Origin of the sequence: Burkholderia savannae (assembly GCF_001524445.2) — a bacterium.
GTDB lineage: Bacteria > Pseudomonadota > Gammaproteobacteria > Burkholderiales > Burkholderiaceae > Burkholderia > Burkholderia savannae.
On sequence record NZ_CP013417.1, the window covers coordinates 437,188 to 462,424 of the forward strand.

22 protein-coding genes are annotated in these 25,237 nt (G+C 67.8%); 16 read left to right on the forward strand and 6 right to left on the reverse strand.

Annotated elements, in window-relative coordinates; all coding sequences use genetic code 11:
• Positions 1-10: 10 nt before the first annotated feature.
• From tkt to WS78_RS02360, 3 genes are all read left to right on the forward strand, one after another.
• On the forward strand, positions 11-2,083 hold the full coding sequence (gene tkt / locus WS78_RS02350; RefSeq protein ID WP_038754284.1) for a transketolase: 2,073 nt from the start codon (positions 11-13) through the stop codon (positions 2,081-2,083).
• A 90-nt stretch (positions 2,084-2,173) separates the two neighbouring features.
• A complete protein-coding gene (gap, locus tag WS78_RS02355; RefSeq protein WP_038754281.1) occupies positions 2,174-3,184 on the forward strand; it encodes a type I glyceraldehyde-3-phosphate dehydrogenase in 1,011 nt (336 codons plus the stop codon).
• A gap of 434 nt (positions 3,185-3,618) precedes the next feature.
• A complete protein-coding gene (locus WS78_RS02360) occupies positions 3,619-5,775 on the forward strand; it encodes a type 2 periplasmic-binding domain-containing protein (RefSeq protein ID WP_156437397.1) in 2,157 nt (718 codons plus the stop codon).
• A 122-nt stretch (positions 5,776-5,897) separates the two neighbouring features.
• Here WS78_RS02360 and WS78_RS02365 read toward each other — a convergent pair whose 3' ends face one another.
• The 3 genes from WS78_RS02365 to WS78_RS02375 form a co-directional block, all read right to left on the reverse strand.
• Positions 5,898-7,097: an MFS transporter gene (locus WS78_RS02365; protein WP_038754275.1), complete on the reverse strand. Its 1,200-nt coding sequence runs from the start codon at positions 7,095-7,097 to the stop codon at positions 5,898-5,900.
• Between the two features lie 117 nt (positions 7,098-7,214).
• Complete coding sequence (gene cynS, locus WS78_RS02370) at positions 7,215-7,685, reverse strand: cyanase (protein ID WP_038754272.1); 471 nt, start codon at positions 7,683-7,685, stop codon at positions 7,215-7,217.
• 133 nt (positions 7,686-7,818) lie between these two features.
• Complete coding sequence (locus WS78_RS02375; protein WP_059583335.1) at positions 7,819-8,478, reverse strand: carbonic anhydrase; 660 nt, start codon at positions 8,476-8,478, stop codon at positions 7,819-7,821.
• 116 nt (positions 8,479-8,594) lie between these two features.
• Here WS78_RS02375 and cynR point away from each other — a divergent pair, with 116 nt between their 5' ends.
• Complete coding sequence (gene cynR / locus WS78_RS02380) at positions 8,595-9,530, forward strand: transcriptional regulator CynR (protein ID WP_059583337.1); 936 nt, start codon at positions 8,595-8,597, stop codon at positions 9,528-9,530.
• Positions 9,531-9,586: 56 nt separating this feature from the next.
• Here cynR and WS78_RS02385 read toward each other — a convergent pair whose 3' ends face one another.
• Positions 9,587-10,279 (reverse strand): FadR/GntR family transcriptional regulator, encoded by a 693-nt coding sequence (locus tag WS78_RS02385; RefSeq protein WP_038754528.1) that lies wholly within the window; start codon positions 10,277-10,279, stop codon positions 9,587-9,589.
• Positions 10,280-10,522: 243 nt separating this feature from the next.
• Here WS78_RS02385 and WS78_RS02390 point away from each other — a divergent pair, with 243 nt between their 5' ends.
• The 3 genes from WS78_RS02390 to WS78_RS02400 all read left to right on the forward strand — a co-directional run bounded on the left by WS78_RS02390 (position 10,523) and on the right by WS78_RS02400 (position 13,503).
• Entirely contained in the window at positions 10,523-11,845 is a 1,323-nt protein-coding gene (locus WS78_RS02390; protein ID WP_038754263.1) for a C4-dicarboxylate transporter DctA, read from the forward strand.
• A 109-nt stretch (positions 11,846-11,954) separates the two neighbouring features.
• Positions 11,955-12,965: an allantoicase gene (gene alc / locus WS78_RS02395; protein ID WP_059583340.1), complete on the forward strand. Its 1,011-nt coding sequence runs from the start codon at positions 11,955-11,957 to the stop codon at positions 12,963-12,965.
• A gap of 13 nt (positions 12,966-12,978) precedes the next feature.
• Positions 12,979-13,503 carry an ureidoglycolate lyase gene (locus tag WS78_RS02400; RefSeq protein WP_038754258.1) on the forward strand — a complete coding sequence of 175 codons (525 nt, stop codon included), beginning with the start codon at positions 12,979-12,981 and terminating at the stop codon, positions 13,501-13,503.
• Positions 13,504-13,619: 116 nt separating this feature from the next.
• Here the strand turns inward: WS78_RS02400 and fur are convergent, their stop codons facing one another.
• The gene (fur, locus tag WS78_RS02405; protein WP_004194273.1) at positions 13,620-14,048 is read right to left on the reverse strand and encodes a ferric iron uptake transcriptional regulator; all 429 of its coding nucleotides are present in this window, start codon (positions 14,046-14,048) and stop codon (positions 13,620-13,622) included.
• Positions 14,049-14,201: 153 nt separating this feature from the next.
• On the opposite strand from fur, the gene WS78_RS02410 reads away from it, so the two are divergent.
• From WS78_RS02410 to WS78_RS02450, 9 genes are all read left to right on the forward strand, one after another.
• Positions 14,202-14,999 carry an outer membrane protein assembly factor BamE gene (locus WS78_RS02410; protein ID WP_038754255.1) on the forward strand — a complete coding sequence of 266 codons (798 nt, stop codon included), beginning with the start codon at positions 14,202-14,204 and terminating at the stop codon, positions 14,997-14,999.
• A gap of 74 nt (positions 15,000-15,073) precedes the next feature.
• Positions 15,074-15,871, forward strand: coding sequence for a 4-hydroxy-tetrahydrodipicolinate reductase (gene dapB, locus WS78_RS02415; RefSeq protein ID WP_038754252.1), 798 nt, complete (start codon positions 15,074-15,076; stop codon positions 15,869-15,871).
• A gap of 20 nt (positions 15,872-15,891) precedes the next feature.
• The gene (locus WS78_RS02420; protein ID WP_038754250.1) at positions 15,892-16,599 is read left to right on the forward strand and encodes a MotA/TolQ/ExbB proton channel family protein; all 708 of its coding nucleotides are present in this window, start codon (positions 15,892-15,894) and stop codon (positions 16,597-16,599) included.
• Between the two features lie 38 nt (positions 16,600-16,637).
• Complete coding sequence (locus WS78_RS02425; RefSeq protein ID WP_059583342.1) at positions 16,638-17,144, forward strand: ExbD/TolR family protein; 507 nt, start codon at positions 16,638-16,640, stop codon at positions 17,142-17,144.
• 270 nt (positions 17,145-17,414) lie between these two features.
• Positions 17,415-20,009, forward strand: a complete 2,595-nt coding sequence (gene leuS / locus WS78_RS02430; protein ID WP_059583344.1) for a leucine--tRNA ligase — start codon at positions 17,415-17,417, stop codon at positions 20,007-20,009.
• 42 nt (positions 20,010-20,051) lie between these two features.
• Positions 20,052-20,603 (forward strand): LPS-assembly lipoprotein LptE, encoded by a 552-nt coding sequence (locus WS78_RS02435; RefSeq protein ID WP_038754242.1) that lies wholly within the window; start codon positions 20,052-20,054, stop codon positions 20,601-20,603.
• Between the two features lie 45 nt (positions 20,604-20,648).
• A complete protein-coding gene (gene holA, locus WS78_RS02440; protein ID WP_038754239.1) occupies positions 20,649-21,737 on the forward strand; it encodes a DNA polymerase III subunit delta in 1,089 nt (362 codons plus the stop codon).
• A gap of 152 nt (positions 21,738-21,889) precedes the next feature.
• Entirely contained in the window at positions 21,890-23,161 is a 1,272-nt protein-coding gene (locus tag WS78_RS02445; RefSeq protein ID WP_038754236.1) for a glutamate-5-semialdehyde dehydrogenase, read from the forward strand.
• A gap of 17 nt (positions 23,162-23,178) precedes the next feature.
• The gene (locus WS78_RS02450) at positions 23,179-23,601 is read left to right on the forward strand and encodes a CopD family protein (RefSeq protein WP_081990064.1); all 423 of its coding nucleotides are present in this window, start codon (positions 23,179-23,181) and stop codon (positions 23,599-23,601) included.
• 456 nt (positions 23,602-24,057) lie between these two features.
• Here the strand turns inward: WS78_RS02450 and WS78_RS02455 are convergent, their stop codons facing one another.
• Entirely contained in the window at positions 24,058-25,083 is a 1,026-nt protein-coding gene (locus tag WS78_RS02455) for a MurR/RpiR family transcriptional regulator (RefSeq protein ID WP_059583345.1), read from the reverse strand.
• Positions 25,084-25,237: the final 154 nt, after the last annotated feature.

Consider the following 25,237-nt stretch of genomic DNA (forward strand, 5'->3'; position numbering starts at 1 on the left):
GAGCTTTCGGATGCCGCCCGCGCCCCGTTTTCTCGACTCGTTCTCCGGACTCGACATGACGACTTCGTCTCCCGCCCCCACCACTTTGATGGCCAACGCGATTCGTGCGCTCGCAATGGACGCCGTTCAGCAAGCGAACTCCGGCCACCCCGGCATGCCGATGGGCATGGCCGAGATCGGCGTCGCGCTGTGGTCGCGCCACCTGAAACACAACCCGACGAACCCGCACTGGGCCGACCGCGACCGCTTCGTGCTGTCGAACGGCCACGGCTCGATGCTGCTGTACGCGCTGCTGCACCTGACGGGCTACGCGCTGCCGATCGACGAGCTGAAGAACTTCCGCCAACTGCACTCGAAGACGCCGGGCCACCCGGAATACGGGATCACGCCGGGCGTCGAGACGACGACGGGCCCGCTCGGGCAGGGTCTCGCGAACGCGGTCGGCATGGCGCTCGGCGAAGCGCTGATGGCCGCCGAGTTCAACCGCGACGGCGCGAAGATCGTCGATCACCACACGTACGTGTTCCTCGGCGACGGCTGCCTGATGGAAGGCATCTCGCACGAGGCGTGCTCGCTCGCGGGCACGCTGAAGCTGAACAAGCTGATCGCGCTCTACGACGACAACGGCATCTCGATCGACGGCGACGTCGTCAACTGGTTCAACGACGACACGCCGAAGCGCTTCGAGGCGTATGGCTGGAACGTGATTCCGAACGTGCACGGCCATGACGTCGACGCGATCGACGCGGCGATCGCGAAGGCGAAGCAATCGGACAAGCCGACCCTCATCTGCTGCAAGACGCGCATCGGCAACGGCGCGGCGACGAAGGCGGGCGGCCACGACGTGCACGGCGCGCCGCTCGGCGCGGAAGAAATCGCGAAGACGCGCGAGGTGCTCGGCTGGAAGTGGGAGCCGTTCGTGATCCCGCAGGAAGTCTACGCGGCATGGGACGCGAAGGAAGCGGGCAAGCGCAGCGAAGACGACTGGAACGCGGCGTTCGCGCAATATCGCGCGAAGTATCCGACCGAGGCGGCCGAGTTCGAGCGCCGGATGACGGGCAAGCTGCCGGCCGACTGGGCCGCGAAGGCCGCGGCGATCGTCGCGGGCGCGAACGAGCGCGGCGAGACGGTCGCGACCCGCAAGGCGTCGCAGCAGACGATCGAGGGGCTGGCGGCGATGCTGCCCGAGCTGCTCGGCGGTTCGGCCGACCTGACGGGCTCGAACCTCACGAACTGGAAAGCGTCGAAGGCGGTGCGCGCGAATGCGGACGGCCCGGGCGTCCAGTGGGGCAACCACATCAACTATGGCGTGCGCGAGTTCGGCATGAGCGCCGCGATCAACGGCCTCGTGCTGCACGGCGGCTACAAGCCGTTCGGCGGCACGTTCCTGACGTTCTCCGATTACAGCCGCAACGCGCTGCGCGTCGCCGCGCTGATGAAGGTGCCGTCGATCTATGTGTTCACGCACGATTCGATCGGCCTCGGCGAGGACGGCCCGACGCACCAGTCGATCGAGCACGTCGCGAGCCTGCGGCTCATCCCGAACCTCGACGTCTGGCGTCCGGCCGACACGGTCGAGACGGCCGTCGCGTGGACCCACGCGGTCTCGCATCAGCATCCGTCGTGCCTGATCTTCAGCCGCCAGAACCTCGCGTTCAACGCGCGCACCGACGCGCAGATCGCGAACGTCGAGAAGGGCGGCTATGTGCTGCGCGACTGGGACGAAGAGATCGTCGCGCGCAAGATCATCCTGATCGCGACGGGCTCGGAAGTCGAGCTCGCGATGAAGGCGGTCGAGCCGCTCGCGCGGCAAGGGATCGCCGCGCGCGTCGTGTCGATGCCGTCGACGACGGTGTTCGACCGGCAGGACGCCGAATACCGCGAGCGCGTGCTGCCGCACGGCGTGCGCCGTGTCGCGATCGAAGCGGGCGTCACCGGATTCTGGCGCAAGTACGTGGGCCTCGAAGGCGGCGTGGTCGGCATCGACACGTTCGGCGAGTCGGCTCCGGCTGGCGTGTTGTTCAAGCATTTCGGCTTCACCGTCGAGCACGTGGTCGAAACGTCGAAGGCGGTGCTCGCGTAACCCAATCGACGCCCGGGCGGCCGTGCCCCGCGCCGGCCGGGCGCGCGTGAAGCTGCACGAAGTATTTTTTCAGCCATCAGGAGATACATCATGACGATTCGCGTTGCAATCAACGGTTACGGCCGCATCGGCCGCAACACGCTGCGCGCTTTCTACGAAAACGGCAAGAAGCACGATCTCGAGATCGTTGCGATCAACGATCTGGGCGACGCGAAGACCAACGCGCACCTGACGCAGTACGACACCGCGCACGGCAAGTTCCCGGGCGAAGTGTCGGTGGACGGCGACTACCTCGTCGTGAACGGCGACAAGATCCGCGTGCTCGCGAACCGCAATCCGGCCGAACTGCCGTGGGGCGAGCTGGGCGTCGACGTCGTGCTGGAATGCACGGGCTTCTTCACGACGAAGGAAAAGGCGAGCGCGCACCTGAAGGGCGGCGCGAAGAAGGTGATCATCTCGGCGCCGGGCGGCAAGGACGTCGACGCGACGATCGTCTACGGCGTGAACCACAATGTGCTGAAGGCCGAGCACACGGTGATCTCGAACGCATCGTGCACGACGAACTGCCTCGCGCCGCTCGTCAAGCCGCTGAACGACAAGATCGGCCTCGAAACCGGCCTGATGACGACGATCCACGCGTACACGAACGACCAGGTGCTGACGGACGTCTACCACGAAGACCTGCGCCGCGCGCGCTCGGCCACGCACAGCCAGATCCCGACGAAGACGGGCGCGGCGGCGGCCGTCGGCCTCGTGCTGCCGGAGCTGAACGGCAAGCTCGACGGCTACGCGATTCGCGTGCCGACCATCAATGTGTCGGTCGTCGACCTGTCGTTCATCGCGAAGCGCGATACGACGGTCGAGGAAGTCAACGCGATCATGAAGGAAGCGTCGCAAGGCGCGCTCGCGGGCATCCTCGGCTACAACGACGCGCCGCTCGTGTCGATCGACTTCAACCACAACCCGGCTTCGTCGACGTTCGACGCGACGCTGACGAAGGTGTCGGGCCGTCTCGTGAAGGTGTCGAGCTGGTACGACAACGAGTGGGGCTTCTCGAACCGCATGCTGGATACGGCGATCGCGCTCGCGAACGCGAAGTAACAGGTCGAGCCGACGCGCGTTGCTATGTGCCGGGGCTGGGCACGGCAGCGCCAGGCAGGATCGGGCCGCGCCGATGATGATTCATCGGCGCGGCTTTTTTATCGGACGGCGCCGCATCGGGCGCGACGGCAATGCACACCTCGATGATGAAGAGGCATGGGGTGGCCGGTTCTCATATCCCGCGCGGCGGCAATGGCGGTGCTGCCGTCGGCGTCCGTCTTGCCGGGCTCGCACCCGCCGCATTTCGCAATCCGCTCCGTCAAAATATTTTCGACACATCCCCCTTCCGGGTTGATGGTTAATATATTAATAAAAATACGAAAATCGAGTTTTATTTCAAAAGGCGAGTTAATCGGCCTTTGCTAGGATCGGGTGCCTATGTACGGACATGACGTGTCCGAAGGTTGAACCGACCAACGAAGGAGGTAACCCGTATGACCCAAAGTCCTTTCAACGGACGTGTCGTCCGGCAGTTCCGAATGCGCCGGATTACCGGTTTTCCCGCGGTACTGGACAAATTGATTCGGTCCGAGAAACGCCAAGCGACCGGCCGCGGCGCAAACGCTCGGGCGTCGGCGGGCGGCGCACGCAGTATGAACGGCGCAGGCTGGTGGATCGCTCCGGCAGCCGGACGCGCTGACATCGCGGCGGACCCGGTCGCACGGAGTCGGCCCGCTAACGGAACGGCGCTGCTCCGGCGAATCGGACGCCCGATTCTCGCTTGCATGCTCGTCTCCTGGCTGTGCTATTTCCCGAGCGTAAGTCTGGCACAGGCCGCGAGCGGCGAGCTGGCCGATCGCCGGGTAAACGAATTCAAGTATTTCAATATCGACAAGATATACGGACGCGCGCAAAAGCCGGACGAAATCCGGAGTTTCCATCTGACTTTCGAAGGCAGCAGGAATCGGGTGTATTCGACCGAATTGAACGAACACCTGATTGCGTCGTTCGTGGACGGCACGGCGACCATCGTTCAGCAAAGCCGCACCACACCCAAGAAAATGACCGTGTTGTACTCTAACCGGTTGAGCGACAAGACGGCGTTCGTGTCCGTCGCGTTCGAATTGACGCCGGGCCACGGCGCTGCGCTGCAGGTGGTGGAGACCGATCGTAACCACAACTTCGTCGACGGCAGCCCGATCTACAGGCTGCCTTCGCGGGCGGAAGACGACCCGGCGGCAAGCGACGCGTCCGACCAGGTTCGCGTCACCAATCGTCCGCAATTTGGTGGCCCACTGACGATCGAACGCGTGTCCTTCGCCACCCGGGCAAACGAAGACCTGCGCGCGCGACGCTCCGTCCATGCCTATCAACTGGAATGCGTGCTGCCGATCCTCGCGATCGCCAATTACGTGTTGAACCGGCCGTGCGACCTCATCAAGAGCGCGCTTTCTCATTTTGACGGCGATCGGCCGCTCAAGAAGGTCGCGGCGAGCCCTGCGCCCGTCGCGGCAGGCCTGGAATGGCGGCTTCACAGCCTGACCTCGGTCGGCAGCAAGAATCCTTACGCCGGCTATGCGGCGAGCATCGCGTGCAAGGCGCCGCTGCAGTTCGCGTTCTCGTCCCGCAAGCCGCGCGGGCCGGAAACGTCCGACTGCGTGTTCATGGTGATGGACGTCATTACGCCGTACCTGATTCTGAACCACTACGATTTCGATCGTGCGCACTTCGATCGCATCATCCAGAATGTCGTGAACACCGGATCGAGCGGCCTCGCCGGTGCGAATTCGCTTGCCGAGCAGCAACTCGTCAGCGCGGTCAACGCCGTGCAGGCCCGGACGAGAGAGAATATGGCGCGCATCAGTCGCGCATTTCACGATGCGTCCAGGCTGAACGCTTCGACCATCAGCTTCGCCAGCACCGAGGTCGGCACGGTCGACGCCAATTCGGCCAACGACACGTTGCCGCCCGTCCCGGAGCCGTCCACCTCGGGACAAGCGACGAGGGCGGTCGGCCAGTTCGAGCTGAATCTCGCCGATCTGACGCTCGAACGCTTCCGGCAACTTCATCCGGAGGTCAGGCCGCGAATCCGGGCCGGCAACCAATGGGTGCAGGGCAACGCGTCCTTTGCGGTCGACGTGCTGCCGAATCCGAGCCCGTCGCAGATCGCCGAAGTGCAAAGCACGCTGTCGCAGTGGTATCCGTCGGATTCCGATTCCAACTCGTCTTCCGACAGCGACTCCAGCGATTCGAGCGGCCCTATCGCCATTTCGAATACGCCGATCGGCGCTGGCGCACTGCTCAGGTCCGGACGGACGATCGCCTCGTCGATGAGCGACGAGCTCGACGAGCGCAATCCCGGCACCGTGATCGTCATCGCGCGCTACCAGAACCGGCCCGTTTCGATCTTGATGGGTAACGTCAACACGGACGTTCGCGAAGCGTCGATTCCTTACAGCGTGTCCAATCCCGACAGCCTGCGTACGCCATACTCGAACGCCGCGGTTCGCGGCGGGGGGCAGCGCACGTTGCAGCGTTTCATCGAGTACAACCTCGAGCGCGGCATCCGGTTGATCAGCACGGATGCGGTCACGCAAGTGTCGGCCCAGGTCAAGCGGAAGTTCGGCTTCAAGCATGAAGACGAACTATGATTGATCGGCGCCGCAATCGCGCGGTGAACGTGCGGAATCGGTGTGTGTCCTTTGCGTCCCGGATTCCGTGCGTCGTCCGCGCGCGGCGCTCGCGTGGTGGTTTTCGGTATCCGAGGCGTGCTTCAGCGTGCGGCGCGGCGTGCGCGCACGCCGTGCGTCACGCACCACAGCGCGACGAGCGTGCTCGACAGCGCGCCGCCCGCGGCGCACACGCCGCGCCAGCCGTCGAAGCGGTATGCGGCGCTCGCGACGGCCGAGCCAAGCGCGCCGCCGATGAAGTAGCTCGTCAGATAGACGGTCGTGACGCGGCTGCGTGCGTCGGTGGCGAGCGCATAGATGACGCTCTGGTTCGAGATGTGCAGCCCTTGCACGCCGACGTCGAGCAGCAGAATGCCCGCCACTAGCGCGACGAGCGACTGCGCGCCCGCCGCGATGAACGCGAACGATACGAGCACGGCGGCTGCGAAGAGGCCCGTCGCCGCATGGGCGTGGCCGCGGTCGACAAGCCGGCCCGCCGCGCCCGCCGCGAGCGCGCCCATCGCGCCGACGACGCCGAACAGACCGATCGCGCCTTCGCTGAAGCGATAGGGCGGTGCGCTCAAGAGGAACGTGAGGCCCGTCCACAGCAGGCTGAAGCACGCGAACACGAGCGCGCCGTAGACGGAGCGCAGCGCGAGCGTCGGCTCGCTGCGCACGAGCGTCGCGAGCGAGCCCATCAGCTTTCGGTAATCGAGGCGCGCGGTGCGGCGATCCTTCGGCAGTTTCGTCGAGAGCACGCCGGCGAGCGCGAGCACGAGCGCCGCCGCGATCGCATAGACGGCGCGCCAGCCGAGCCAGTCGGCGATCGCGCCGGATACGACGCGCGCGAGCAGGATGCCGAGCAAGAGGCCGCTCATCACGGTGCCGACCGCGCGGCCGCGCGATGCGTCGTCGGCGAGCGACGCGGCGAACGGCACGAGCAACTGCGTCGAGCACGTGACGAAACCGACGCACACGTTCGCCGCGATGAAAAAGCCGTAGCTCGTGCTCGATGCGACCGCGACGAGCGCGACGACGTTCGCGCCCAGCAGCCGCACGATCAGCGCGTGGCGATTGACGACGTCGCCGAGCGGCACGACGACGAGCAGGCTCGCCGCGTAACCGAGCTGCGTCAGCGTGACGAGATAGCCGAGCTCGGCCGGCTTGCGCCCGAAGCTCGATGCGATCGCCGCGAGAAGCGGCTGCGAATAGTAGAGGTTGCCGATGACGATGCCGCAGGCGCACGCGAACAGCAGCGTCATCCCGCGCGTCAGCGCGGGCGGGGGAACGGTGACGGAATTCATGAGGCGCGTAGCGAAGAAGAACGGAGTCCGAAAAGCCGGACGGGCATCACGCGAACGGTGCGCGCGGCGGGCCGCGAGAAATCGGCCCGCCGCGCGCGCCGCGCGTCGGATGGGCGATCAGAACGGCTTCGTCGGCAGGTACTTGCCGTCGAGCGTGATGACGGCGCGCGAGCCGCCTTCCGGATCGTCGACCTTCTTGACGTCGAGCTTGAAGTTGATCGCGCTGACGATGCCGTCGCCGAATTGCTCGTGGATCAGCGCCTTCAGCGTCGAGCCGTAGACCTGCACGATTTCGTAGAAACGGTAGATCGTCGGATCGGTCGGAATGCCGCCCGGGATGCTGCCGCGCACGGGAATCGTCTGCAAGAGGCGCACCGCGTCGTCGTCGAGGTCGAGCTTCGCGGCGACGGTGCGCGCGGCGTCGGCGGGCAGCGGATGCTGGCCGAGCAGCGCGGCCGTCGTGAACGCGACGCTCAGGCCGGTGCCCTCGTTGAGCTGCTCGAACGTGAGGTTCTTGCGCGTCTTCGCGTCGACGATGCGATCGGCGAGCGCCTGGCGCGCGGTCTGGTTGTGTTGCGATTGGGTCATGCGGGCTCCTTGCGGTGAGGGTTCGGCAACGAAACGGAGATTGCTGTCGGCGCGTGATGCGTCGCGCCGCGAGCTGCATGTGGCGCCCGGCGCTTCGCGGGCGCGTTGCGCGGCGTGCGTCATGTGTCGTGCGTCAGGCCGCGCGATCGAGTCGCGGCGGCGTCGCGCGCACGTGCGGATGGTCGGCGAGCGCGACGAAGCGGCCCGTCGCGCCGTCGAGCGCGTCGATCGAGCCGGTCTCGATGTCGTACACCCAGCCGTGCAGCGTGAGGCGTCCTTGCTCGAGCGCGAGCCGCACGCATGGATGCGTGTTGAGATTGGCGAGCTGCGCGACGACGTTTTCCCGCACCATCGAATCGACGCGCTCCCGCTCGCCCGCGTGCTCGCGCGCTTCGTTCACGCATTTGGCGGCGTCCGCGTAGCGCAGCCAGCCGCGCACGGCGGGCAGATGGTCGAGGCATGCGCACGATGCGATCGCGGTCATCGCGCCGCAGTCCGAGTGGCCGCACACGACGACGTCGGCCACTTCGAGCACCGCGACCGCGTATTCGACGGACGCCGATACGCCGCCCGGCTCGGGGCCGAACGACGGCACGATGTTGCCCGCGTTGCGGATCACGAACAAATCGCCCGGCTCGCGCTGCGTGACGAGCTCGGGCACGAGGCGGCTGTCCGAGCACGAGATGAAGAGCGCGCGCGGCCGCTGGCTCGCGGCGAGGCGCTTGAACAGTTCCGTGCGCTGCGGGAGCGCGTCGCGCTGGAACTTCAGAAATCCTTCGATGATGTCCTGCATCGTGTGCTCCGTGGTCGATGGCGAGAGCCGACGACCGAAGAATGAGGCAAACGATTCATAGCGTCCAAGACCGATTTATTATCATTCGTATAGGTAAAACCAATACTCGAGGCGCGATGCTGCTCCGACACATCCGTTATTTTCTCTCCGTCGCCGAGCAGGGAAATTTCACGCGCGCGGCCGAGTCGCTGCACGTCTCGCAGCCGACGCTGTCGCAGCAGATCCGGCAGCTCGAGGACGCGCTCGGCGTGCAACTGTTCGACCGCTCGGCTCGCGCGGTGCGGCTGACCGAGTTCGGCGCCGCATATGCGCGGCACGCGCGAGCCGCGCTGCAGCAGCTCGAGGCTGGACGGCGCGCGGTGCACGACGTCGAGAATCTTCAGAGCGGCTCGCTGCGGCTCGCGATGACGCCGACCTTCTCCGCGTATCTGATCGGCTGGCTGATCGACGGCTTCAACGCGCGCTATCCGGGCCTGAAGCTGACGATCCGGGAGATGCCGCAGGAGCAGATCGAGCCGCTCCTCGCCGACGACGAGCTCGACGTGGGGATCGCGTTCGATCCGACGCAGTCGCCCGAGATCGACGCGACGCCGTTGTGGGTGGAGACGCTCGCGCTCGTCGTCGGGCGCGATCATCGCCATGCGCGCCGCCGCAAGCCGCTATCGCCTGCCGAGGCCGGCGACGAACCGCTGATCCTGCTGAGCCGTGCGTTCGCGACGCGCAGCAAGGTCGATCAGTACTTCCATCGCAACGGCGTGACGCCGCGCGTGGCGATCGAAGTGAATTCGATCAGCGCGATGCTCGAGATGGTGCGCGGCGGCCGGATCGCGACGGTGCTGCCGTCGGCGATCGCCGAGCGCCGCGACGACCTGCGCGCGATCCGGCTCGACCCGCCGCTGCCGCGGCGCACGGCGGCGCTGCTCACGCGCAAGGGCGGCTATCGAAGCGCGGCGATGCGCGCGTTCATCGACTATGCGCTGGCGAGGCGACCCGAAATCCGAAGCAGCGGCGGCTCGCAGGCGCGCGGCGGCGCGTCGCCCGAAGGCGAGTAGCCGCGCCGCGCGCGATGCCGCATGCGCGACGGCGTGCCGCGCGCGAACGCGCCGCGTCAGCCCTTCGGTGTCGGAAAGAACACGCCCGCGCGCTGCGCGGCGTTGGAGATGTGCGCTTCGATCGCCGCGCCTGCGGCGGCCGGGTCCTTCGCGATCAGCGCATCGAGAATCGCGCGATGCTCGTGATACGTCGACAGCACGAGCTCGCGCCGGTAGAACGGCATCCGCTGGCTTTCCTTCATGATGTCCGCGCTGCCGCGCAGGATCGATTCGATCGCCGCGTTGCCGGCGAGACTGACGATCCGCATGTGGAAATCGAAATCGAGCTGCGACGCGCCGTCGAGCTCGTCGTTCGCGAGCGCCTCCTGCAGCGCGGCGACGTTCTCCTCGAACCACGCGAGATCCTGCTCGCTGACGGCGAGTGCGGCCATTCGCGCGGCGAAGCCTTCGAGCGCGTAGCGCATCTGATAGGTGTCGGGCAGCGACGATTGCTCGGCGAAGCGCCACGCGTGCGCGGCGCTCGCCTGCGCGCTCTCGACGTACACGCCCTTGCCGGGGCGGATGCGCAGCATCCCGAGCGCCTCGAGCGTCGACAGCGCCTCGCGCAGCGACGCGCGGCTGATCTCCAGTTCTTCGGACAATTGACGTTGCGCGGGCAACAGGCTGCCGACGGGATAGAAGCCGCTCTCGATCCGGCTGCGGATCGTGGCGATGGCGGCGTCGGTGACGGTGTGCGGAACGTTCTTCATGCAGTGGATCGATTGCGCGGTCTGACCGGCATTGTAAACCGCCGCCGGCGGCGCGCGCTCCGGCTCCGGGAAAGCGATGATCCGCGTGCGCCGCAGCATCGAAACGACCGCCGAAATGCGCGGGTAATCCCTATTTTTGGCGTCCTTGACTCGACTATATCGGCTTCCTACTATCGTCCATAACAGTACTGGTCGGACCAGTATGAACAGACGAATCCGCAACCGTTGTGACGGGAGAACGCCGTGTCGAAGTTTCTCAATTCGCTGTTTGGTCGGGTGGTCATCGCGCTTGTGATCGGCGTGGCGCTCGGCGCCTTTTTCCCGCACTTCGCGCAGTCGCTGCGACCGTTGGGTGACGGGTTCCTCAAGCTGATCAAGATGGTGATCGGGCCGATCGTGTTCTGCGTCGTCGTGAGCGGCATGGCGAACGCGGGCGATCTGAAGAAGGTCGGCCGCGTCGGCCTGAAGGCAGTCGTCTACTTCGAGGCGATGACGACGCTCGCGCTCGGCATCGGCCTCGTGCTCGCGTATCTGACGAAGCCGGGCGTCGGGATGAACGTCGATCTGCACGCGCTCGACGCCGCGTCGCTCGCCGATTACGCGAAGAACGCGCAGAGCCTGAAGGACACGGCGGGCTATCTGCTGAAGATCATCCCCGAAACCGCGTTCGACGCGTTCGCGAAGGGCGACATCCTGCAGATCCTCGTGTTCTCGGTGCTGTTCGGCTCCGCGCTGTCGCTGCTCGGCGAGAAGGCGAAGCGCGTGAACTCGCTGATCGACGAATTCGCGCAGGTGTTCTTCCGCGTGATGGGCTTCATCATCAAGCTCGCGCCGCTCGGCGTGCTCGGCGCGATCGCGTTCACGACCGGCAAGTACGGCGTCGCGTCGCTCAAGCAGCTCGGCCTTCTCGTGATCGTGTTCTACGTGAGCTGCGCCGCGTTCGTCGTGATCGTGCTCGGCGCGGTGATGAAGCTCGCGGGCTTCTCGGTGTTCAAGCTGATCCGCTACCTGCGCGAGGAACTGCTGATCGTGCTCGGCACCGCGTCGTCGGACGCCGTGCTGCCGCAGGTGATGCGCAAGCTCGAATGGCTCGGCGTGAAGGATTCGACGGTCGGCCTCGTGATCCCGACCGGCTACTCGTTCAACCTCGACGGCTTCTCGATCTACCTGACGCTCGCCGTGCTCTTCATCGCGCAGGCGACCAACACGCCGCTGTCGGCGCACGACCTGATCGTCGTGCTGCTCGTGTCGCTCGTCACGTCGAAGGGCGCGCACGGCATTCCGGGCTCGGCGATCGTGATCCTCGCCGCGACGCTGTCCGCGATCCCCGCGCTGCCGGTGCTCGGCCTCGTGCTGATCCTGCCCGTCGACTGGTTCGTCGGCATCGCCCGCGCGCTCACGAATCTGCTCGGCAACTGCGTCGCGACGATCGTCGTCGCCGTGTGGGAGAACGACATCGACCGCGCCCGCGCGAAGCGTGTGCTGAACGAGGAACTGCGCTACGTGCCGGCAGGCGACGAAAGCCCGAACGGCGCGATCGCGGACGGCGGCGCGCACGCGCTCTGACGCCGCGCCGCCCGGCATCGCGCGCCGGCGCGGCGGTTCGCGCCGGCGCTTCGTTTTTCAGCTTCCGGTTTTCGGTTTCTCGGATGCACACCCAACAATAGGAGACGACATGGCCGCCCCGATTCTCGATCCGAACGCGCCCGCGTTCACGCGCCGCTACATGAATCTCGCCGATCCGCGCCTCGGCGCGAAGGCGCTCTTCGCGAGCGACGAATTCTTCGCGCCGAAGGAGCGGATGCTCGATCCGGAGCCCGCCGTGTTCATTCCCGGCAAGTACGACGACCACGGCAAGTGGATGGACGGCTGGGAGACGCGCCGCAAGCGCACGACGGGCCACGATTTCTGCGTGGTGCGTCTCGCGCGGCCGGGCGTCGTGTACGGCGTCGATCTCGACACGAGCCACTTCACCGGCAACTTCCCGCCCGCGGCGTCGATCGACGCGTGCGTGTCGGACGCGCAAACGCCGCCCGACGACGCCGACTGGCAGGCGCTCGTGCCCGCGACGACGCTCGCGGGCAACCAGCATCACTACGTCGAGGTGAGCGATCCGCGGGCCTGGACGCACCTGCGCGTGAACCTGTATCCGGACGGCGGGCTCGCGCGGCTGCGCGTGTACGGCCAGCCGCAGCGCGACTGGAGCCGCGCGGCGCGCGGCGAGCTCGTCGATCTCGCCGCGATCGAGAACGGCGCGTATCTCGTCGCCGCGAACAACGAGCACTTCGGGCCGGCGTCGCGGATGCTGATGCCCGGGCGCGGCGCGAACATGGGCGACGGCTGGGAGACCCGCCGCCGCCGCGAGCCCGGCAACGACTGGGCGATCGTCGCGCTCGCGCGGCCGGGCGTGATTCGCAGGGTCGAAGTCGATACCGCGCACTTCAAGGGCAATTACCCGGATCGCTGCTCGCTGCAGGCGGCGCACGTCGCGGGCGGCACCGATGCGTCGCTCGTCACGCAGGCGATGTTCTGGCCGACGCTGCTCGGCGAGCAGCCGCTCAGGATGGACAGCGTGCATACGTTCGAGGCGGAGCTCGCCGCGCTCGGCCCCGTCACGCACGTGCGCCTGAACATCCATCCGGACGGCGGCGTGTCGCGGCTGCGCCTCTGGGGCGAGCTCGCATAACGGGAGGACGCGCATGGAGACGCTCAATACCCTGCGCCTCGAGCGCCTGACGCGCGAAGCGTTCGCGCCGTTCGGCGACGTGATCGAGCTGGCGGGCGCGCGCCGCTTCCTGATCAACGGCGGGACGACCGAGCGCTTTCACGATCTCGCGTCGATCGACGTCGCGGAGGCGGGCGGCCGGCCGCTCGTGAGCCTGTTTCGCGCGCAGCCGCGCGGGTGGCCGGTCGAGATCGACATGATGGAGCGCCATCCGCTCGGCAGCCAGGCGTTCGTGCCGCTCGCGGCGGTCGCGCGCTACGCGATCGTCGTCGCGCCGGCGGGCGAATTCGATCCGACCCGGATGCGCGCATTCCTCGCGCAAGGCTGGCAGGGCGTCAATTACGCGAGGGGCGTCTGGCACCATCCGCTCCTCGCGCTCGACGCGGTCAGCGATTTCGTCGTGGTCGACCGGGGCGGCGCGCAGCCGAACTGCGACGAGATCACGCTCGACGCGCGCTGGCGGCTCGTCACGGACGGCGCGCACGCGAGCGCCGCCTGACGCGCACGTCGCGCCGGACGCAAAAAGGCCCGGTCAGGCTTGCGCCGGCCGGGCCTTTCAGCATGCGCGGCGAGGATGCCGCGACGCGAGCGTTCGGGGGGCGCTCGGTGCTTGTCTCAGTGCTTGCGATACGGGCAGTTTTCCGTCGTGCACGTGCCGTACATCGCGAGCGAATGCTCCTGCAGCTTGAAGCCGCGTTCCTTCGCGATCGACTGCTGGCGGGTTTCGATCTCGGCGTCGAAGAACTCTTCGACGCGGCCGCAATCGAGGCACACGAGGTGGTCGTGGTGCGAGCCTTCGTTCAGCTCGAACACGGCCTTGCCGGATTCGAAGTTGCTGCGCGACAGAAGGCCCGCCTGCTCGAACTGGGTGAGCACGCGGTAGACCGTCGCGAGGCCGATGTCGAGCTCCTCGTGCAGCAGGTTGCGATAGACGTCTTCAGCCGTCAGGTGGCGAACCGGGCTTTGCTGGAAAATTTCGAGAATCTTGAGGCGCGGTAGGGTGGCCTTGAGCCCGATGTTTTTGAGATCGGTCGGATTGGTCATGGCTAGGCGTCCCTAGAGTACAATGCAGGGCTTCAATAGTACCGGCTTTTCGCCTTTTCAGTCATCTGTGACATTCTCGCGCGGCCTCGGACAAGGGCCAGCACGGTGAGGGAAATGATTCCAAGATCTCTTTTGCAACTTCAGAGGAGCCGCATGCGGAGCACCGTCATCGCAGCTGTCGCCGTGGCCGGACTGGCCGCCTGTTCGTCGTACGACAGCGTGACTCAGCGGATCGCTCAGAGCATCACGCCGTATCGGATCACCGTCGTCCAGGGCAACTTCGTGTCGCAGGAAAAGGCCTCGCAGCTGCAGGTCGGCATGTCGCGGGACCAGGTGCGCGCGCTTCTCGGCACGCCGCTTCTGACCGACATGTTCCATGCGGATCGCTGGGACTACATTTTCTACTTCAAGCGCGGCTCGACGTCGGTCGTTCAGCAGCGCGATCTCGTGGTGAACTTCTCGGGCGACCGCGTGGCGAGCTGGACGGGCGCCGACAACCTGCCGTCCGAGCTTGATCTGCTCGCCGACATCGACGGCGACCGCCGCGGCAAGAAGGCGAGCAAGGCGGCCGCGGCCGCGCGCGCCGCCGCCGCGTCGGAAGTCGCCGCCGCGGCGGCGCCCGAAGCCGCGCAGGCGGCGGACCAGAACGACGCGAACGCGCAGGCGGCGCGCGCGGCGAACCGCGCGACCGCGCAGGTGTCGGGCCAGAGCAGCGCGGCGGCGCGCTTCTCGCCGTCCGCGCAGGCGGCGCCGAACGCGCCGACCCCCGGCGGCCTGCCGCCCGGCGCCGCGCCCGCGATCCAGCCGCAGTTCCAGTTCCATCGCCCGCCTCCGCCGCCCGCGGGGGGCGGCGCGAACCAGCCGGTCGGCCCGCAGGGCGCCGACAGCCTGCCGAACCAGCCGCTCACGGCGCCCGCGCCCGCATCCGGCGCGCAGGGAACGGGCGGTTGATCCGGCGTCCGAACCAAACCCGGGGCGGCGCGCGCCGCCCGTCTTTCATTCGTAGCAGGTAGCGCATGTCGTCCATGAAGATTGCGATTGCTGGTGCGTCCGGCCGGATGGGCCGGATGCTGATCGAAGCGGTGCTCGACGCACCCGACGCGACGCTCGTCGGTGCGCTCGACCGCGCGGGCTCGCCGCAGCTCGGCCAGGACGCGGGCGCGTTCCTCGGCAAGGAGACCGGAGTCGCGCTCACCGACGATATCGAGCGCGTGTGCGCCGAGGCCGACTACCTGATCGACTTCACCCGCCCCGAAGGCACGCTTGTCCACCTGGACGCGGCGCAGCGCCACGACGTGAAGCTCGTGATCGGCACGACGGGCTTCAGCGAGCCGCAGAAGGCGCAGCTGCGCGCGGCGGGCGAGAAGATCGCGCTCGTGTTCTCGGCGAACATGAGCGTCGGCGTGAACGTCACGATGAAGCTGCTCGAATTCGCGGCGAAGCAGTTCGCGCAGGGCTACGACATCGAGATCATCGAGGCGCACCACCGGCACAAGGTCGACGCGCCGTCCGGCACCGCGCTGATGATGGGCGAGACGATCGCGGCCGCGCTCGGCCGCTCGCTCGACGATTGCGCGGTCTACGGCCGCCACGGCGTGACGGGCGAGCGCGATCCGTCGACGATCGGCTTCTCGGCGATCCGCGGCGGCGACATCGTCGGCGATCACACGGTGCTCTTCGCCGGCATCGGCGAGCGCATCGAGATCACGCACAAGTCGGCGAGCCGCGTGTCATACGCGCAGGGCTCGCTGCGCGCGGCGCGCTTCCTCGCCGGCCACAAGACCGGCTTCTTCGACATGCAGGACGTGCTCGGCCTGCGCTGAGCGCCGCCTCGCGGGCATCGATGGCGACCCCGACCGGCATCCTCCATTACCTCGAGAGCGGCGACACCGTCACGCACGCGGTTGCGTACGTGCTGCTCGCGATGTCGATCGCGAGCTGGTGCTTCCTGATCGTGAAGGCGTGGGTGCTCGTGCGCGCGAAGCGCCAGGGCCCGGCCGCGCTCGCGGCGTTCTGGCGGGCCGCGACGCTCGACGACGGCATCGCCGCGCTGCGCGCGACCGACAAGGAGCGCGTGTTCGCGCCGCTCGCCGAGGCCGCGCGCGACGCCGACGCCGCGTCGCGCGTCGAGCCGCGCGCGCTGTCGGCGCGCGTCGAGCGCGGCGAGCGCGTGCTGCGCGCGCTGCGCCATGCGCTGCGCAAGTCGCAGCGGCGGCTCGAGTTCGGCCAGGTGCTGCTCGCGTCGATCGGCAGCACCGCGCCGTTCGTCGGCCTGCTCGGCACCGTCTGGGGGATCTATCACGCGCTCGGCAGCATCGCGGCGAGCGGGCAGGCGCAGATCGAGAACGTCGCCGGCCCGGTCGGCGAGGCGCTCATCATGACGGCGTTCGGCCTCGTCGTCGCGATTCCGGCGGTGCTCGCGTACAACATTCTCGGGCGGCTCGTGCGCCAGCTCGTCGAGGAGCTCGACGGCTTCGCGCGCGATCTGCACGTGTTCGTCTGCGGCGAGACGGCCGCGGCCCCGGCGGCCGATCCGGCCACCGCCGCGTAGGCGGCGCGTCGGTCCGGCAATCCAGCGAGGAGGGCGGCATGGCGTTCGGCGGACTCGATCATCAGCACACGTCGCAGCCGATGGCGGACATCAACATGACGCCGCTCATCGACGTGATGCTCGTGCTGCTCGTCATCTTCATCATCACCGCGCCGCTCCTCACGCATGCGATCCGGCTCGATTTGCCGAAAGTCGCGGCGGCGCCCGCGCGCGAGACGCCCGAGACGATCACGGTGTCGATCGACGCGGCGGGCAAGCTGTACTGGAACGACGCGCCCGTGGCGTTCGACGCGCTCGCCGCGCGGCTGCGCGACGCGGCGGCAGGCGGCAAGGACCCGGAACTGCACCTGCGGGCCGCGCGCGACACCCGCTACGACACGATCGCGCGGGTGATGGGCGCCGCGCAGCAGGCGGGCGTCGCGCGGATCGGCTTCGTCACCGACGTGTCCGGGAAGCCCGATGCGCGCGGGAATCCGCCGGCGCGGCCGTCGCCGCAGCGCGACGCGCGGCTTGCGCCGTCGCTGCAGCCGCCGCCGCGGCCGTAGCCGTCCGCCCACGCTGTCCGCCCGTGCCGGTCGCACCGCTCGCGCCACCCGTGTCACCCGCACCACCCGCACCACCCGCGACGTCCGCGCCACGCTGATCGCCGCCCGCGGCCGCGCCAACGGCCTTGCCGGCCGGCGCGGACGGTATAATCGACGTTTTCCCCGCGCCGCCCCCGGCCGCCGGGGAAGCGCGACTTTCGATCCACTCGAGCGCGCGTGCGCTCGGCTCAATGCGTCGCGCGCCGCTCAAAGCCCAGCCCGAACCACACCATGCACGAAAGATACGTACCCGCCGACGTCGAAGCCGCCGCCCAGAGCGACTGGCGCGCAGCCGATGTCTACCGCTCGAAGGAAGACACGGACCGCAAGAAGTTCTACTGCGTGTCGATGCTGCCTTACCCGTCCGGCAAGCTGCACATGGGTCACGTGCGCAACTACACGATCAACGACGTGATGTACCGCTATCTGCGGATGAACGGCTACAACACGCTGATGCCGATGGGCTGGGACGCGTTCGGGATGCCGGCCGAGAACGCCGCGATGGCCAACGGCGTGCCGCCCGCGCAGTGGACGTACGACAACATCGCTTACATGAAGAAGCAGATGCAGTCGATGGGCCTCGCGATCGACTGGTCGCGCGAGGTCACGACCTGCAAGCCCGACTACTACAAGTGGAATCAGTGGCTGTTCCTGAAGATGCTCGAGAAGGGCGTCGCGTACAAGAAAACGGGCACCGTGAACTGGGACCCGGTCGACCAGACCGTGCTCGCGAACGAGCAGGTGATCGACGGGCGCGGCTGGCGCTCGGGCGCGCTCGTCGAGAAGCGCGAGATCCCGATGTACTACATGCGGATCACGCAGTACGCCGATGAACTGCTGCACGATCTCGACGGCCTCGGCTGGCCCGAGCGCGTGAAGATCATGCAGCAGAACTGGATCGGCAAGAGCTTCGGCGTGAACTTCGGCTTCCCGTACGAGCTCGACGGCGAGAAGAAGCTGCTGCGCGTGTTCACGACGCGCGCCGACACGATCATGGGCGTCACGTTCTGCGCGATCGCGGCCGAGCATCCGCTCGCCGCGCATCTTGCGCAGGACAAGCCCGAGCTGCAGGCGTTCATCGACGAATGCAAGCGCGGCGGCGTCGCCGAGGCCGACATCGCGACGATGGAGAAGAAGGGCGTCGCGACGGGCTTTTCGGTGTCGCATCCGCTGTCGGGCGAGCCCGTCGAGGTGTGGATCGGCAACTACGTGCTGATGAGCTACGGCGAAGGCGCGGTGATGGGCGTGCCGGGCCACGACGAGCGCGATTTCGCGTTCGCGAAGAAATACGGCCTGCCGATCAAGCAGGTGATTGCGGTCGCGGGGCAAACATACTCGCTCGACGCGTGGCAGGAGTGGTATGGCGACAAGGAAGCCGCGGTTTGCATCGATAGCGGCAAGTACGACGGCCTCGCTTACGGCGCGGCCGTCGACGCGGTCGCGGCCGACCTGAAGGCGGGCGGCTTCGGCGACAAGCAGGTCACGTATCGCCTGCGCGACTGGGGCATTTCGCGCCAGCGCTACTGGGGCACGCCGATTCCGATCATCCACTGCCCGTCGTGCGGCGACGTGCCGGTGCCGGAGCAGGATCTGCCCGTCGTGCTGCCGGAAGATCTCGTGCCGGACGGCACGGGCAACCCGCTCGCGAAGTCCGAGGCGTTCCTGAACTGCACGTGCCCGAAGTGCGGCGCGGCCGCGAAGCGCGAAACGGACACGATGGACACCTTCGTCGATTCCGCGTGGTACTTCTCGCGCTACGCGGCGCCGGACGCCGAGACGATGGTCGACGCGCGCACCGACTACTGGATGCCGATGGATCAGTACATCGGCGGCATCGAGCACGCGATCCTGCACCTGCTGTACTCGCGCTTCTGGGCGAAGGTGATGCGCGATCTCGGCCTCGTGAAATTCGGCGAGCCGGCGAAGAACCTGCTCACGCAGGGGATGGTGCTCAACGAGACGTTCTATCGCGAGGACGCATCGGGCAAGAAGACGTGGTACAACCCGGCCGACGTCACCGTGTCGTTCGACGACAAGGGCCGCCCCGTCGGCGCGGTGCTGAAGTCGGACGGCGAGCCGGTCGAGCTGGGCGGCATCGAGAAGATGTCGAAGTCGAAGAACAACGGCGTCGATCCGCAGATGCTGATCGACCATTACGGCGCCGACACCGCGCGCCTCTTCACGATGTTCGCGGCGCCGCCCGAGCAGCAGCTCGAGTGGTCGGGCGCGGGCGTCGAGGGCGCGAGCCGCTTCCTGCGCCGCGTGTGGGCGTTCGGCCATGCGAACCGCGACGCGCTCGCCGCGCGCGCGACGTTCGACGCCGCGCAACTCGGCGAAGCCGACAAGACCCTGCGCCGCGAAATCCACGGCGTGCTGAAGCAGGCCGATTTCGACTATCAGCGCCTGCAGTACAACACGGTCGTATCGGCCGCGATGAAGATGCTGAACGCGCTCGAAGGCGCGAAGGGCGCGACGCCCGCCGTGCTGCGCGAAACCTACGGCGTGCTGCTGCGCGTGCTGTACCCGGTCGTGCCGCACGTCACGTTCGAGCTGTGGAAGGCGCTCGGCTACACGGACGAGTTCGCGCCGCTGCTCGACGCGCCGTGGCCGAAGGTCGACGAGGCCGCGCTCGAGCAGGCCGAGATCGAGCTCGTGCTGCAGGTGAACGGCAAGGTGCGCGGCGCGCTGAAGGTCGCGAAGGACGCGAGCCGCGAGGCGATCGAAGCGGCGGCGCTCGCCGACGAGATGTTCGCGAAATTCGCCGAAGGCAAGCAGGCGAAGAAGATCATTGTCGTGCCGGGCCGTCTCGTGAATGTCGTCGTTTGACGGCGCACGGCGGCGCAGGCACGCAACAGCCAAGGAGCGAAGGTGATCCGCAGATCGTTTTTGATGTTCGTGGGCAGCGCGGTGCTGCTGTCCGCGTGTGGTTTCAAGCTGCGCGGGCAGCAGGACTACGCGTTCAAGCATCTGTACATCGCCGGCGCGCCGCCCGCGGCGGCGGCGCGGCTCACGCGCCTCGTCGAGGCGGGCAGCGACACGAAGATCGTCAAGACGCCGGGCGAGGCGGACGCGGTGCTGAGCCTGTCCGAATCGCGCGGTCAGGGCACGCTGACGCTCGACAAGTACGGCACGGTCCAGGAGTACCAGCTCAACTATTCGCTGAACTACACGCTTTTGGCCAAGGACGGCGCCGCGCTGATTCCGCCGAGCGTGATCGCGCTCAATCGCGCGATGACGTATAGCGCGCAGTACACGAACGCGAAGGCGCAGGAGTCCGAGATCCTGTTCGCGGACATGCAGAACGACGCGATCGATCAGCTGATGCGCCGGCTCGCGATCGTGCGCACGCTGCATCCGGAGCCGGGCCAGGGCGTGCCGGGCGTCACGCCGCGCGCGCCGCTGCCGCCGCCGCCGCTGTGATCGCCGCGTTTTCCATTTCCCGTTCAACGATCGACGCAGGAACCGATGCAACTGCGACTTGACGCACTGGAGCCGCATCTCGCGAAGGCGCTCGCCGGGCTGTACGTCGTCTACGGCGACGAGCCGCTGCTCGCGCAGGAAGCATGCGACAAGATCCGCGCGGCCGCGCGCGCCGGGGGCTTCACCGAGCGCTCGGTGCATACCGTCGAGCGCGGCTTCGACTGGAGCACGCTGATCGGCGCGAGCCAGGCGATGTCGCTGTTCGGCGAGCGGCAGCTCGTCGAGCTGCGGATTCCGTCCGGCAAGCCCGGCAAGGACGGCGCCGACGCGCTGAAGACGCTCGCCGGCGCGGGCAACCCTGACGTGCTGATGCTCGTCACGCTGCCGCGGCTCGACGCCGCGACGCAGAAGTCCGCGTGGTTCACGGCGCTCGTGAACGCGGGCGTCGCGCTGAAGATCGATCCGGTCGAGCGCGCGCAATTGCCGAACTGGATCGGCCAGCGGCTCGCGCTGCAGGGCCAGCGCGTCGCGCCGGGCGAGGACGGGCGGCGCGCGCTCGCGTTCGTCGCCGAGCGCGTCGAGGGCAATCTGCTCGCCGCGCATCAGGAGATCCAGAAGCTCGGCCTGCTGTATCCGGCCGGCGCGCTGACGTTCGAGCAGATCCACGACGCGGTGCTGAACGTCGCGCGCTACGATGTGTTCAAGCTCAACGAAGCGATGCTCGCGGGCGACGCCGCGCGGCTTGCGCGGATGATCGACGGCCTGAAGGGCGAGGGCGAGGCGCTCGTGCTCGTGCTGTGGGCGGTCGTCGAGGAGTTGCGCACGCTGCTTCGGATCAAGCGCGGCGTCGCGGCCGGCAAGCCGCTCGCCGTGCTCGTGCGCGAGAACCGCGTGTGGGGGCCGCGCGAGCGGCTCGTCGGGCCCGCGCTCGCGCGCGTGTCCGAAGCCGGGCTCGAGCACGCGCTCGCGTTCGCCGCGCGGCTCGACCGGCAGGTCAAGGGGCTCGCCGCCGTGTCGCGCGGCCCGGCGCGCGGCGAGCCGCCGCCCGACCCATGGGACGGCCTGTTCCAGCTCGCGATGACGGTCGCGCGCGCGTCCGGGCCAGGCGGCGACGCGCCACGCCGGCCAGCCTGAGCGCGCTTTCGCGCCGGCGCTTACAATCGGCGTGGGGCGGCTCGGCATGGGGCGGTTCGCCGCCGCGTGACCGCCGCGGCAGCGCCCCGCGCATCCGCTTTCCGACAATCGTTTTTTCGCCGCTCGACGCGGCTTGCATTGCGAGTCTCACGATGGATATCGATCAGTACATGACGGATGTCGGCCGCCGCGCGCGGCGTGCTGCGCGCGACGTCGCGCGCGCGTCCACCGCCGCGAAGAACGCCGCGCTCGAGGCGGTCGCGCGAGCGATCGAGCGCGACGCCGACGCACTGAAGGCGGCCAACGCGCGCGACGTCGCGCGCGCGAGGGACAAGGGTCACGACGCGGCGTTCATCGATCGCCTGACGCTGTCCGACAAGGCGCTGAAGACGATGATCGAGGGGCTGCGCCAGGTCGCGGCGCTGCCGGACCCGATCGGCGAGATCGGCAACCTCAAGTACCGCCCGAGCGGCATCCAGGTCGGCCAGATGCGCGTGCCGCTCGGCGTGATCGGGATCATCTACGAATCGCGGCCGAACGTGACGGTCGACGCGGCCGCGCTGTGCCTGAAGTCCGGCAACGCGACGATCCTGCGCGGCGGCTCCGAAGCGCTCGAGTCGAACACCGCGCTCGCGAAGCTGATCGGCGAAGGGCTCGAGGCGGCGGGGCTGCCGCAGGATGCGGTGCAGGTCGTCGAGACCGCCGATCGCGCGGCGGTCGGCAAGCTGATCACGATGACCGAATACGTGGACGTGATCGTGCCGCGCGGCGGCAAGAGCCTGATCGAGCGGCTGATCAACGAGGCGCGCGTGCCGATGATCAAACACCTCGACGGCATCTGCCACGTGTACGTCGACGATCGCGCGAACCTGACGAAGGCGCTCACCGTCTGCGACAACGCGAAGACGCACCGCTACGGCACCTGCAACACGATGGAGACGCTGCTCGTCGCGCGCGGAATCGCGCCGGCGGTGCTGCCGCCGCTCGGCCGCCTGTATCGCGAGAAGGGCGTCGAGCTGCGCGTCGACGCGGACACGCGCGCGGTGCTCGAGGCGGCGGGCGTGGGCCCGCTCGTCGACGCGACCGACGAAGACTGGCGCACCGAATATCTCGCGCCCGTGCTCGCGGTCAAGATCGTCGACGGGATGGACGCCGCGATCGGGCACATCAACGAGTACGGCTCGCATCACACCGACGCGATCGTCACCGAAGACCACGACCGCGCGATGCGCTTCCTGCGCGAAGTCGATTCGGCGAGCGTGATGGTGAACGCGTCGACGCGCTTCGCCGACGGCTTCGAGTTCGGCCTCGGCGCGGAGATCGGCATCTCGAACGACAAGCTGCACGCACGCGGCCCGGTCGGGCTCGAAGGGCTCACGTCGCTGAAGTACGTGGTGCTCGGGCACGGCGAAGGGCGTCAGTGACGAAAGGCGACTGATCAATGACCATGCTCTGGGTGAAGACCTTCCATATCGTGCTGATCGCGTCGTGGTTCGCGGGGCTTTTCTATCTGCCGCGCATTTACGTGAACCTCGCGATGGAGACCGATCCCGCCGCCGTCCGGCGGCTGCTCGCGATGGCGCGCAAGCTGTTCCGTTTCATGACGATCATCGCGGCGCCGGCGCTCGCGTGCGGCCTGTGGCTGTGGCTCGTGATCGGCATCGGGCAGGGGCAGGGCTGGGTACACGCGAAGCTCGCGGTCGTGCTGCTGCTCGTCATCTATCACGCGTATTGCGGGCATCTGCTGAAGGCGTTCGAGCGCGGCGAGAATCGCCGCTCGGACAAGTGGTATCGCGTGTTCAACGAGCTGCCGGTGCTCGGGATGCTCGCGGCCGTCGCGCTCGCGGTGATCAAGCCGTTTTGAGCGCAGGCGGCGCTCGGCGTGGCCGCCGTCGCCGCGTCGATGCCGGCGCAGACGCCGGCGAGAAAGCCCCGGCCCTGGCGGCCGGGGTTTTTTGTATGGCGGCGTGCGATGGGGACGGGCGCGGAAGTCGTGGTGTTCGTCGTGCGAAGCGGGCGCTCAATGCCTTTTGTTCGTATGTCCGCGCTCGCGCTCGAAACCGAAGCCCCGGCTCGCAGCGCGACGCCCGAGACTCGAAGTTCGGCGTCAGAATCGGGGCGCGAGCGTGGCGAACTTTCGCGCGCGGCCGCCCGGCGTTCCGTTCACGCCGATCACGGGCTGGCGGCCGGCCCCGCAAGAGATTCGTGATATCAGAGGAACGTGCCTTGCCGGCCGCAGCGCGGTGTCGCGTGTCGCTTGTCCCCTTGCGGGACGGCCGGCAAGGCGCGTTCGCCAGCCCGTGATTGGCGTGAGCAGGCTCTAATCCTTCACGTCCTCGACGTCGCGCGCGATGCGTGCTTCGCGCGACGCATCCTTCGGCGCGTCCTTCGATTCCTCTTGCGATGCGTCTCCCGGCATGTTTCCCAACGTGCCGCCCGATACGCCGCCCGACGTGTCTCTCGCCCCGTCCTTCGCCCCGTCCTTCGTCGCCTCCTTCGCCCCCTTCGCGTCGACGCCGATCCGCCGCCGCGTGATCGCTTCCTTCGCGCGGCCGAGCCGGTCGACGAGTTCGGGCCCGCGCCGCAGCGCGACGCCGACTGCGAGGATGTCGCCGATCGCGAGATGCGACATCCGCGACGTCATCGGCGAGAACACATCGGTTTCCTCGGCGACGTTCGACGCGAGGCTCACCGTCGACAACTGCGCGAGCGGCGAGTGGCTGTGCGTGATCGAGATCACCTTCGCGCCGCACGCGCGCGCCGCGCGCGCGGCGTCGACGATGTCGCGCGTGCGCCCGGTGTTCGAGATCGCGACGACGACGTCGTTCGCGCCGAGGAGCGCCGCCGACATCGAGAACGTATGCGGGTCCGAGTACGCGACGCTCGGCACGCCGAGCCGGAAGAACTTGTGCTGGATGTCCTGCGCCGCGATGCCCGAGCCGCCCGCGCCGTAGAACTCGATGCGCGACGCGCGCGTCAGCAGCTCGATCGCGTCGGCGACGCTCGTCGCCGACAGGCTGTTGCGCACCTCGATCAGCGCGCCGATCGTGCGGTCGAACACCTTGCCGATGATGCCGGGTGCGCGCTCGTCGGGTTCGACGTCGCGATACACCGACGCGACGCCCGGCGCGACGCTCTGCGCGAGCCGGATCTTGAACTCGCGAAAGCCGCTGCAGCCGAGCGCCTGGCAGAAGCGCGCGATCGTCGGCTGGCTCGCGCCCGCGCGGGCGGCGAGCTCGATCATCGACAAATCGAGCACCTCGCGCGGCGCGGCGAGCACGAAGTCGGCGAGCTTGCGCTCGGACGGGCGAAGCTGTGCGCGGATCTTCTCGATACGGGGAAGCATGATGCGAATTGACGCAGGAGAGGTTGGGGGATGGATGTGAGTATCGCGGTAGTTTTGTAGAAAATCTACAAGAATTTTCTAGCGATTATCCTGATGGAGGTCATTGCGAATCAGGGTTAACGCTAGGTATATATGCTGTATTCATCAGCCATGG

What these genes read in the sequence shown, in the direction of transcription:
- tkt (WP_038754284.1), top strand. Translation starts at nt 11, where the DNA reads ATGCCGCCCGCGCCCCGTTTTCTCGACTCGTTCTCCGGACTCGACATG.
- gap (WP_038754281.1), top strand. Translation starts at nt 2,174, where the DNA reads ATGACGATTCGCGTTGCAATCAACGGTTACGGCCGCATCGGCCGCAAC.
- WS78_RS02360 (WP_156437397.1), top strand. Translation starts at nt 3,619, where the DNA reads ATGACCCAAAGTCCTTTCAACGGACGTGTCGTCCGGCAGTTCCGAATG.
- WS78_RS02365 (WP_038754275.1), bottom strand. Translation starts at nt 7,097, where the DNA reads ATGAATTCCGTCACCGTTCCCCCGCCCGCGCTGACGCGCGGGATGACG.
- cynS (WP_038754272.1), bottom strand. Translation starts at nt 7,685, where the DNA reads ATGACCCAATCGCAACACAACCAGACCGCGCGCCAGGCGCTCGCCGAT.
- WS78_RS02375 (WP_059583335.1), bottom strand. Translation starts at nt 8,478, where the DNA reads ATGCAGGACATCATCGAAGGATTTCTGAAGTTCCAGCGCGACGCGCTC.
- cynR (WP_059583337.1), top strand. Translation starts at nt 8,595, where the DNA reads ATGCTGCTCCGACACATCCGTTATTTTCTCTCCGTCGCCGAGCAGGGA.
- WS78_RS02385 (WP_038754528.1), bottom strand. Translation starts at nt 10,279, where the DNA reads ATGAAGAACGTTCCGCACACCGTCACCGACGCCGCCATCGCCACGATC.
- alc (WP_059583340.1), top strand. Translation starts at nt 11,955, where the DNA reads ATGGCCGCCCCGATTCTCGATCCGAACGCGCCCGCGTTCACGCGCCGC.
- WS78_RS02400 (WP_038754258.1), top strand. Translation starts at nt 12,979, where the DNA reads ATGGAGACGCTCAATACCCTGCGCCTCGAGCGCCTGACGCGCGAAGCG.
- fur (WP_004194273.1), bottom strand. Translation starts at nt 14,048, where the DNA reads ATGACCAATCCGACCGATCTCAAAAACATCGGGCTCAAGGCCACCCTA.
- WS78_RS02410 (WP_038754255.1), top strand. Translation starts at nt 14,202, where the DNA reads ATGCGGAGCACCGTCATCGCAGCTGTCGCCGTGGCCGGACTGGCCGCC.
- dapB (WP_038754252.1), top strand. Translation starts at nt 15,074, where the DNA reads ATGAAGATTGCGATTGCTGGTGCGTCCGGCCGGATGGGCCGGATGCTG.
- WS78_RS02420 (WP_038754250.1), top strand. Translation starts at nt 15,892, where the DNA reads ATGGCGACCCCGACCGGCATCCTCCATTACCTCGAGAGCGGCGACACC.
- WS78_RS02425 (WP_059583342.1), top strand. Translation starts at nt 16,638, where the DNA reads ATGGCGTTCGGCGGACTCGATCATCAGCACACGTCGCAGCCGATGGCG.
- leuS (WP_059583344.1), top strand. Translation starts at nt 17,415, where the DNA reads ATGCACGAAAGATACGTACCCGCCGACGTCGAAGCCGCCGCCCAGAGC.
- holA (WP_038754239.1), top strand. Translation starts at nt 20,649, where the DNA reads ATGCAACTGCGACTTGACGCACTGGAGCCGCATCTCGCGAAGGCGCTC.
- WS78_RS02445 (WP_038754236.1), top strand. Translation starts at nt 21,890, where the DNA reads ATGGATATCGATCAGTACATGACGGATGTCGGCCGCCGCGCGCGGCGT.
- WS78_RS02450 (WP_081990064.1), top strand. Translation starts at nt 23,179, where the DNA reads ATGACCATGCTCTGGGTGAAGACCTTCCATATCGTGCTGATCGCGTCG.
- WS78_RS02455 (WP_059583345.1), bottom strand. Translation starts at nt 25,083, where the DNA reads ATGCTTCCCCGTATCGAGAAGATCCGCGCACAGCTTCGCCCGTCCGAG.